Genomic DNA, 8,316 nt, shown 5'->3' with positions numbered 1-8,316 from the left:
AACCTGCCCCGCCGCTACGAGTTCCTGAAGCAGCGCCACCTCTCCGGCGTGCCGGAGATCAGCGTGGCCGAGTGGTTGAGCCGCCCCAGGGACCACAGCGCCGTGCTGGTCGACGTGCGCGAGCCCGAGGAGCAGCGGGTGTCGATGCTGCCGGGTGCCATCAGCCAGCAGCAGTTTGAACTCGGCGGGGATCGCTACCGGGGAGTGCTCGTGGTGCCCTATTGCACCATCGGGCTGCGCAGTGGCCTCTATGCCCGTGAGCTGCAGGCTCAGGGGTATCGGGTGCGGAATCTGGCCGGAAGCGCCCTGGCCTGGGCCCATGCCGGCCGTCCCTTCAGCTCAGCTGGGCGCCCCAGCCAGCGCCTGCATGTGTACGGGGCGGATTGGAATCTGCTACCCAGCGGCTATGAGGGGGTGCTCTGAGCTCTTGGGTTAAGAGTTCAGGGTGATGGCTTGGTGTCTGGCTTAGTAGCCGGCTTGGTGGCCGGCTTGGTGGAGGCGGGGCTGGCTTTTGGCTTGGCGACAGCGCCGGGCTGGGCCGGTGCATCTGTGGCGGCGTTGGGCACTGGCCGGGCGTTGGCGCAGAGATTGGCCACCATCTGGTCTTCGCCGCCCGTGGCTGCGGATTCGCCCAGGCTCAGCGGCAGCCGCCACGACTCCCACTGGGCATCGGCGACCTGGCGGCTGATGCGCAGGCTGGGGCAGAAGACCGCCACATTGCCGGTGATCGGTGGATCACCGCAGCGGTAGCTGGTGGTGCGAACCCCTTTTGCACTCAAGCGCCAGGCGGTCCAGTCGTACTGGCAGGCCCCGAAGCTGCGCCAGCGGGGGGCCTTCAGCTTGCGGATCTGCTCGAGCAGCTCCTTCTCCTTAGCGGTCGGAGCATCAGCAGCCTCAGCAGCGGGGGCTTTGGCCGGCGTGGCCGGAACTGGGGTATCCGCTGCTTCTTCCTTTTGCGGCGCCCCGTCCTGGGCCAGGGCACGGCTATTCCCCAGGCCTGGGAAAGCCAGCACGGCCAGGAGTAGGGCGCTGATCCAGCTGGGCGCTCCGAGTTTCATCCGTTCAGGGCTGAGGTCACGACCATCAGCCTGTAACAGCATGGGCGGGCTGACAAGCCGGATGTTGAGGGCAAACTATTTTGACTCCTTCTTCTGCAGATGCTCACGCCGCAACAGGGTGAAGAGATAATCGGGCGCCTTGTACATGCTCGGCAGGCAATTGTGCAGCGTCTCCAGGCGACTCCAGCACACGGTCCGTTGAATTTCCTGGGAGGTTCTCTCCTCCATGATCAACATTTTCATGGCTTTGCAATAGAGGTGGTAGTTCGCCTCAAGCTCGCCGACCGTCAGGGAGGCTGCTTCAGTCATGGCCATTCGGAACCGGTTGTTTCAGGGGGATTGGATCGTTTGGATCCTGGTCTGGACACGGGGTCGATCAGAGCTTCCGTGGGCCAAAATCGATTCGGCATTCAACGGCTCACGGATACGAACCACCCTAAACCTCCAGTGGGGCTGTGTGCTCGCCGGCCTCGGCCCAGTACCCGTCAGGGTCAAGGCGGAACCTCCACTGGCGAGCCTGCGTCAAAGGGGTGGATGAGCAAGCAGCCAATGTTTGAAAGATATCGTCACCGGAGTTAGCCGAAATCCTCTCCATTCCTAAGGGGAAATACCTAGATAGGCGCGTTTCGGCCTTCTTTGCCAGAATTGGGGCCCTAATCAGCACAGCCATGGAACTGAGCGACGAGCGCTGCGTGCCCTGCCGCGATGGCGCCCCCACCCTCACAAGCGAGGATCTGGAGACACTGCTGCCCAACCTGGACGGCTGGCAGGTGGTGGACCACCACCATTTCCACAAGCTCTGGTCGTTTCCCGATTTTCAATCGGCACTCGACTGGATCAACCGTGCAGGAGCGGTCTGTGAGGAGGCAGGTCACCATGCCGATTTCTCCCTGGGAGGGGGCCGCGCTGAGGCCGCGATCTACACCCACAAAGTGGATGGACTCACCCGGGCGGATGCGGTTCTGGCTGCCAAGCTCGATGCCATCGGTGCAACGCCGGCCACCTCCAACGGGGACTATGCCGCTGCTTCGCCGGGTTCCGGCTCCGAGTCGGAGGCCTTGAGTTCGATGGTGTAGCTCAGCTGGGAGCTCACGTCGGTGCCCCGGTAGGTACCGGTGGTGGGAGCAGCCATCAGGTGGTCGGGCGATGCCGCAAGGGCGACATGGCCATCGGCCACCGCCAGCCCCAGGCTGGGGTCGTAGCCGCGCCAGCCACCTCCCGGCAGGTACACCTCGGCCCAGGCGTGGAGTTCGTGCTCGCTCACCTCCGGTGGGTGATGCATGGAATAGCCGCTCACAAATCGTGCCGCCAGACCCTGGCTGCGGCAGGCCGTCACGTAGAGCATCGCCGTGTCACGGCAGGCTCCGCAGCGGCTGGAAAGGGTGTCCTCCGGGCTGAGCGGTTCACCGTCGAGGCGGCCGATGTGGTGAAAGCCGTGGTGAATGTCGTCGGCCAGACGCATCAGGAAATCAGGGGTGGAGTGCTCCACCTGGGCGGCAATCCCCGCCGCCCAGATGCCCACAGGGCTGGAGCCGGGATCGCAGGACCCTGACGTGGAGCGGCTGGGCGCCAGGGAGACCGCTTCAGCGGCGGGGTAGGCCGCCGGCAGCCGCTGGGCTGGCGGGTGGGTGAGGATCCAGTCGAAGGGATTGCAGCGCAGGGTTTTCACCACCGAGCTCACCTGCAGGTGCAGGTGCTCACGCTTATCGCTGAACCAGAGCACCCTGGCGTCGGTGCCATCGGGCTCGATGATCAGGCTGTGACCCGCCGGAGCCTCCGTCACGGTCAGTTCATGGGAGATCAACCGCTGGGTCACGTCCTGGCGTGGACTGAGCCGTACGGTCATCGGCTCAAGGAAGACCGGCCGCTCATAGCTGAACCGGATGGAATGGTGGATCTCGAACAGCATGCCGGTGATTGCGCGGGCTGAGGAAATCCGCGCCGTTGTGGATGTTGCCAGCCCGAGGCCGGATTCTGCTGTTTGGATCAGCGGCGGCCGAGCAGGTCCTCCCAGCTCGGGGGGGCCTGGTGCTTGGACCCTGGGGCCTTGAGGCCGCTGCGCTTGCTGGCGGCACGCCTGAAGGAGCGGTCAGCAGAAGAAATGCCCGCTGGGGAAATGGTGATGGTCATGGGGAAACAGGTGTGATCTGGATATGGTTTCTGCACCGGGCGCCATACGCAGATCCTGAATGGACCGTCGGTGCGGATGGCGTTGGGAACCTGATGGCCGCCCCAGGAAGCGAAGGAGCTGGCGCGGTGCTGGATCAGGCACTGTGCGAGCTGCGCGGCTCGCCGGCTTCAGCCTGACCCGGGAACTGTAACTCCGTGCGGCAGACAACCGCTGACCCGGTTGCATGCCGTCATGACCTGAGCAAGGAGGCGATCTGGGTGCGGCCGTTGGTCTTGGCCAGTTCCAGAGCCCTCTCGGCCCGCTGCACCAGGTCGCCGAAGCTGGTGTCGTCGTGGGCGAGTGCTGACACTCCACCGCTGATGCTCAGTTGGTAGCCGGAGTGGGAGAACACGCCACTCATCCGGCTGGTGGCGTCGCGGATCTGCTCAGCCAGCTGCAGGGCCGCCTCGCCCCCCCGGCCGATCAGCAGGATCACGAACTCCTCATCACCGAGGCGGGCGATGAAATCCTGCTCGCGTAGAAAACCCTTGCAGAGGCGACTGAAATCAAGCAAGACCTGGTCGCCGGCGGGATGTCCCCAGCGGTTGTTGATCTGACGAAAGTTGTCGATGTCGAGGCAGATCAGGGCCATGGGTTCAGCGGCGCCGCGGGCCTGCTCCATCTCCCGTTGCCCCACGCTGAAGAGCGCGCCGCGGTTGGAGAGCCCCGTCACGGGGCAGAGGCTGGAATCATGGCGCCATTCGATTTCGCGCATCACCAGGTCGGCAAGCATTCGCAACTGCTGCTTCTGCTCCGGGCTGAACTCCCTGGGTTTCTGATCGATCACGCAAAGCGTGCCCAGGTTGTGGCCATCTTTGGTGCGCAGGGGAGCCCCGGCGTAGAAGCGGATGCCAGGCGGGGAGAGCACGAGAGGGTTGCTGCTGAAGCGTTCGTCCTGAAGGGCATCGGGCACCACCATCACCTCGTCAGTGGCGATGGTGTGTGCGCAGAAGGCCACCTCCCGCGGGGTCTCGCTCACCTCCAGCCCCTCCCGTGAGAGGAACCACTGACGGTCGTGATCCACCAGGGAGATCAGGGCGATGGGCATGTCGAAAATGGCGCTCGCCAACTTGGCGATCCGATCGAAATGGTGATCGCCGGCGTGATCAAGTAGTTGATGGCGCTGCAGTTCCCGCAGGCGCAGGGCTTCATCGGCGGGAACCGGGTAGGAGCGGGACGTTCGATCGACAGAGGTCTCGTTCATGTCGTCTGCATCTGCCCACAACCCTCATTGCAATGTAGGCAGAGCCGATACGCCGGGTTGTTCCGGGACCGTCGCACACATCCCGCACCCGCTCCCCCAACGAAATCAGCAAGGTTTTATCCGGCAGCCAGGACAGGCCCCAACGGGGCTCAAGGCCGCGCACCAGCAGCGTGCGGCTGCTCAGCTCGGGCTCCGTGGTCTTGGCCTCAGGCCTTGCCCAGGAGCAGATGGGACCTTGCGGAACCTCCGGCCTGCTTCGTTATGATCAATCGTGGGTATTGCGTGGGTTGGAGCTCAGGCACGGGCATGACCCAGGCGATTCCGATCACGGCAACGATTCTGATCCTGTTCGTCCTGGCCCATGGGCTGGGGGCTGCTCTGGCTTTGCTCGATCCGGCGGCCTTTGAGAACTACGCCACAGCCTTGCATCACGCTCCCTGGTTGCCGCCCCTGGAGCTCACCCTGGCGCTGGCCGCACTCACCCACCTGGCACTCACGCTCCAGCGGGTGGTCGCCAACCGCCGGGCCCGGGGTGTGGTTCCCTACGGCCAATGGCGCAGCCGGCGTCTCCAGCCCCTGGCAGCCCTGGCTGGTCGCCTGGCTCCCGCCAGTGGCGCAGTGCTGCTGCTGTTCCTGGCTGTCCACCTGGGGCAGCTGCGCTGGCCCAGGCCAGGGGATGGTCTTGAGCGGCAGACTCTTTTGCTGGCGCTCACTTCTCCCTGGATCCTTGTGCTCTACGTCCTGGGGGGAGTGGCCCTGGGCCTGCATCTGCTTCATGGCGCTGAGAGCCTGACCCGCAGCCTGGGCTGGCTGGATGAGACCAACGCCACGGGGCTGCGCCTGGCCAGTCGTGCCTTGGCGGCCCTCATCGGCGGCGGCTTTGCCTTGCTGCCACTGGCGCTGCGGGCCACAGGCGCCCTGGCGGGGGCTGGGCTCTGATGCGGCTCGATCCCCAGCTGCCGACGGGCCCGGTGGCTGTCGCCTGGAGCCGGCGCCGTCAGGAGTTGCCACTGATTGCGCCCGCCAACCGGCGCCAGTACCGGGTGCTGGTGGTGGGCAGTGGCCTGGCGGGCGCATCCGCCGCTGCCAGCCTGGCCGAGCAGGGCTATCGAGTGAGGTTGCTGACTTACCACGACAGCCCCAGACGGGCCCATTCCGTCGCGGCCCAGGGGGGCATCAACGCCGCCCGCAACTATCAGAACGACGGAGACAGCGTTGAGCGGTTGTTCCGCGACACCGTGCGCGGCGGTGATTTCCGTGCCCGTGAGGCAGGCTGCCACCGGCTGGCGGAGATCAGCGGTTCGATCATCGACCAGTGCGTGGCCCTGGGGGTGCCCTTCGCCCGGGAGTACGGCGGCACCCTCTCCAACCGCAGCTTCGGTGGCTCCCAGGTGAGCCGCACCTTCTACGCCCGCGGCCAGACGGGCCAGCAGCTCCTCTACGGCGTGGTCCAGGCGCTGTTGCGGCAGGTGGAGGCCGGACGGGTGGAGCTCTGCCCCCAGCGGGACCTGCTTGATCTGATCACCCTTGATGGTGTGGCCGGTGGCGCCATCTGCCGCCACCGGCTCAGCGGTGCCCTCGAGACCCACACGGCCCATGCCGTGCTGCTGGCCAGTGGTGGTTACAGCAACGTGTTCCACCGCTCCACCAACGCGGTGCGCTCCAACGCCAGCGCCCTCTGGCGCGCCCACCGTCGCGGCGCCCTGATGGCGAACCCCTGCTTCACCCAGATCCACCCCACCTGCATTCCCAGCGGTGATCCCGACCAGAGCAAGCTCACCTTGATGAGCGAGAGCCTGCGCAACGACGGGCGGGTCTGGCTGCCGCGGCGGCCTGGGGACCACCGCCCCCCCGATCAGGTGCCGGAGGCAGAGCGTGATTACTTCCTCGAGCGGCTCTATCCCAGCTACGGGAACATGGTTCCCCGCGACGTGGCCTCCAGGCGCGCCCGCGAGCTCTGTGTGGCCGGTCATGGGGTGGGGCCCGCCGGCCGCTCGATCTATCTGGATTTCGACGAGGCGATCGAGCGCGAAGGCCGCGGGGTGATCGAAGCCCGCTACGGCAACCTCTTCTCCATGTACGAGCGCATCACCGGAGCCGACCCCTACAGGGAACCGATGCGCATCTACCCCGCCCCCCATTACACGATGGGTGGGCTGTGGGTGGACTACCACCTGATGAGCACGATCCCGGGGCTGTTCGTGCTTGGGGAGGCGAATTTCTCCGAGCACGGCGCCAACCGGCTCGGCGCCAGCGCCCTGATGCAGGGCCTGGCAGATGGGCTGTTCATCGCCCCGGCCACCGTGCCGGCCTGGCTGGCTGAGCATCCACACCCCGAGCTGGACCACCAACACCCTGCCTGCCGCGAGGCCGTGGAGGGGGTGCGCCAGCGCATCGCCGGCCTGCGTGCCATCGCTGGCCGCCAGACGGCAGAAGACCTGCGGCGGCAGCTGGGGGCCCTGCTGATCGAGAGCTGCGGCATCAGCCGCTCGGCAGCAGGTCTGCGCTCGGGCCTGGAGGGGGTGGCGGCTCTGCGCGCCAGCTTCAATCAGGAGCTGCTGCTGCCCGACCCCGGCACCCCGCTGGATCCCGAGCTGGAGAAGGCCCTGCAGCTGGAGGATTATCTCGAGCTGGCCGAGCTGATGCTGCGCGATGCCCTGGCCAGGGAGGAGTCGTGCGGGGCCCATTTCCGCGAGGAGCACCAGAGCGAGAGCGGCGAAGCCCTGCGCCGTGACGCCGAGTTCAGCCACATCGCCGCCTGGGAGTGGCGGGCTGATGGAGCACCCATGCGCCACCAGGAACCGCTGCACTTCCGCGCGATCAGCCCCACGGCCCGGAGTTATCGATGAGCGGCCCTTCAAGCCTCAGCCTCACCCTGCGGATCTGGCGTCAACGCCAGGCTGAGCCCAGCGGCCGCTTCGTCAGTTACCGCTTAACTGGACTGAGCCCGGATCTTTCCCTGCTGGAGGCCCTCGATCGGCTGAACCAGGAGCTGCTGCTGGAGGGCGAGCGGCCGGTGTACTTCGATCACGACTGTCGCGAGGGGATCTGCGGGTCCTGCGGCTTCCTGATCAACGGCCAGGCCCATGGCCCCCGTAGCGGCACCACCGTCTGCCAGCTCTACCTGCGGGAGTTCAGCGATGGCCAGGTTCTCACCCTCGAGCCCTGGCGGGCCCGCGCCTTCCCCCTGATCCAGGATCTGGCAGTGGATCGCTCCGCCCTCGATCAGCTGCTGATGGCCGGAGGATATTTGTCGGTGAACATCGGCAGCGCCCCGGAGGCCAATGTCCTGCCGGTGGGCCGGGAACTGGCTGCCCAGGCCTTTGAGGCCGCCAGCTGCATCGGCTGCGGCGCCTGCGTGGCGGCCTGCCCGAATGCATCCGCCAGCCTGTTCGTGGCGGCCAAGCTCACCCACCTCGAGCTCCTGCCCCAGGGCCAGCCGGAGGCCTCCCAGCGCTCCAGACGAATGCGCGAGCAGATGGATGCGCAGGGTTTCGGAGTCTGCGGCAACCAGCTGGAGTGCTCAGCCGTCTGCCCGAAGGAGATTCCCTCCAGCCTGATCAGCCGCATGAACCACCTGGCGCGGGGTTGAGCGGCCGGGGGGTGGCCTGCACTGCCATGCTGACCCAGGGGCAGGGGCCATGAGCTTTTTCGTCAAACTCACCGAAGCGATGGCCAGCCGCCAGTCGCTGCTGATCACCGGCTTGGATCCCAACCCGGAGATGCTTCAGACCTGGACGCGCCATAACGCCGGCAGCGGCTCGTTCCTGGCCCAGGCCCGCCGCTGGATCAAGGCGGGGATCGAAGCCACCTCCGACAGCGTCTGCGCCTACAAGCCGAGCCTGGGCTTTTACCACGCCCTGGGGCCGATCGGCCTCGAGTTG

At 66.4% G+C, this 8,316-nt stretch carries 10 protein-coding genes and 1 pseudogene; 6 read left to right on the top strand and 5 right to left on the bottom strand.

Going from position 1 to position 8,316, the window contains the following annotated elements; all coding sequences use genetic code 11:
• On the top strand, positions 1-423 hold a 423-nt coding region (locus tag KBY78_RS13775; RefSeq protein ID WP_255144060.1), incomplete at its 5' end, for a rhodanese-like domain-containing protein.
• A 17-nt stretch (positions 424-440) separates the two neighbouring features.
• Here the strand turns inward: KBY78_RS13775 and KBY78_RS13770 are convergent.
• Entirely contained in the window at positions 441-1,058 is a 618-nt protein-coding gene (locus tag KBY78_RS13770; protein ID WP_255144059.1) for a hypothetical protein, read from the bottom strand.
• Positions 1,059-1,133: 75 nt separating this feature from the next.
• Entirely contained in the window at positions 1,134-1,373 is a 240-nt protein-coding gene (locus KBY78_RS13765; protein ID WP_006171150.1) for a DUF3136 domain-containing protein, read from the bottom strand.
• A 353-nt stretch (positions 1,374-1,726) separates the two neighbouring features.
• Between KBY78_RS13765 and KBY78_RS13760 the strand changes: the two genes are divergently transcribed.
• Positions 1,727-2,134 carry a 4a-hydroxytetrahydrobiopterin dehydratase gene (locus KBY78_RS13760; protein ID WP_255144058.1) on the top strand — a complete coding sequence of 136 codons (408 nt, stop codon included), beginning with the start codon at positions 1,727-1,729 and terminating at the stop codon, positions 2,132-2,134.
• Here the strand turns inward: KBY78_RS13760 and KBY78_RS13755 are convergent.
• The 3 genes from KBY78_RS13755 to KBY78_RS13745 form a co-directional block, all read right to left on the bottom strand.
• Entirely contained in the window at positions 2,074-2,967 is an 894-nt protein-coding gene (locus KBY78_RS13755; protein ID WP_255144057.1) for a transglutaminase family protein, read from the bottom strand. The two genes, KBY78_RS13760 and KBY78_RS13755, sit on opposite strands and share 61 nt — an antisense overlap.
• 77 nt (positions 2,968-3,044) lie before the next feature.
• Positions 3,045-3,188 carry a hypothetical protein gene (locus KBY78_RS13750; protein WP_006171156.1) on the bottom strand — a complete coding sequence of 48 codons (144 nt, stop codon included), beginning with the start codon at positions 3,186-3,188 and terminating at the stop codon, positions 3,045-3,047.
• A 230-nt stretch (positions 3,189-3,418) separates the two neighbouring features.
• Positions 3,419-4,432 (bottom strand): sensor domain-containing diguanylate cyclase, encoded by a 1,014-nt coding sequence (locus KBY78_RS13745; protein WP_255144056.1) that lies wholly within the window; start codon positions 4,430-4,432, stop codon positions 3,419-3,421.
• Positions 4,433-4,738: 306 nt separating this feature from the next.
• Between KBY78_RS13745 and KBY78_RS13740 the strand changes: the two genes are divergently transcribed.
• The 4 genes and pseudogenes from KBY78_RS13740 to KBY78_RS13725 form a co-directional block, all read left to right on the top strand.
• Positions 4,739-5,371, top strand: coding sequence for a hypothetical protein (locus tag KBY78_RS13740; protein ID WP_006171159.1), 633 nt, complete (start codon positions 4,739-4,741; stop codon positions 5,369-5,371).
• Positions 5,371-7,281, top strand: coding sequence for a fumarate reductase/succinate dehydrogenase flavoprotein subunit (locus tag KBY78_RS13735; RefSeq protein WP_255144055.1), 1,911 nt, complete (start codon positions 5,371-5,373; stop codon positions 7,279-7,281). Before KBY78_RS13740 ends, KBY78_RS13735 begins: the two co-directional genes overlap by 1 nt.
• Positions 7,278-8,024: a succinate dehydrogenase/fumarate reductase iron-sulfur subunit gene (locus tag KBY78_RS13730; protein WP_255144054.1), complete on the top strand. Its 747-nt coding sequence runs from the start codon at positions 7,278-7,280 to the stop codon at positions 8,022-8,024. The genes KBY78_RS13735 and KBY78_RS13730 overlap by 4 nt, the downstream gene beginning before the upstream one ends.
• A 49-nt stretch (positions 8,025-8,073) precedes the next feature.
• A pseudogene (locus KBY78_RS13725) lies at positions 8,074-8,316 on the top strand (bifunctional orotidine-5'-phosphate decarboxylase/orotate phosphoribosyltransferase); the annotation flags it as partial.

The organism is Synechococcus sp. EJ6-Ellesmere, from assembly GCF_024345875.1.
GTDB lineage: Bacteria > Cyanobacteriota > Cyanobacteriia > PCC-6307 > Cyanobiaceae > Regnicoccus_A > Regnicoccus_A antarcticus.
This window is presented reverse-complemented; position numbering and strand designations above follow the sequence as displayed.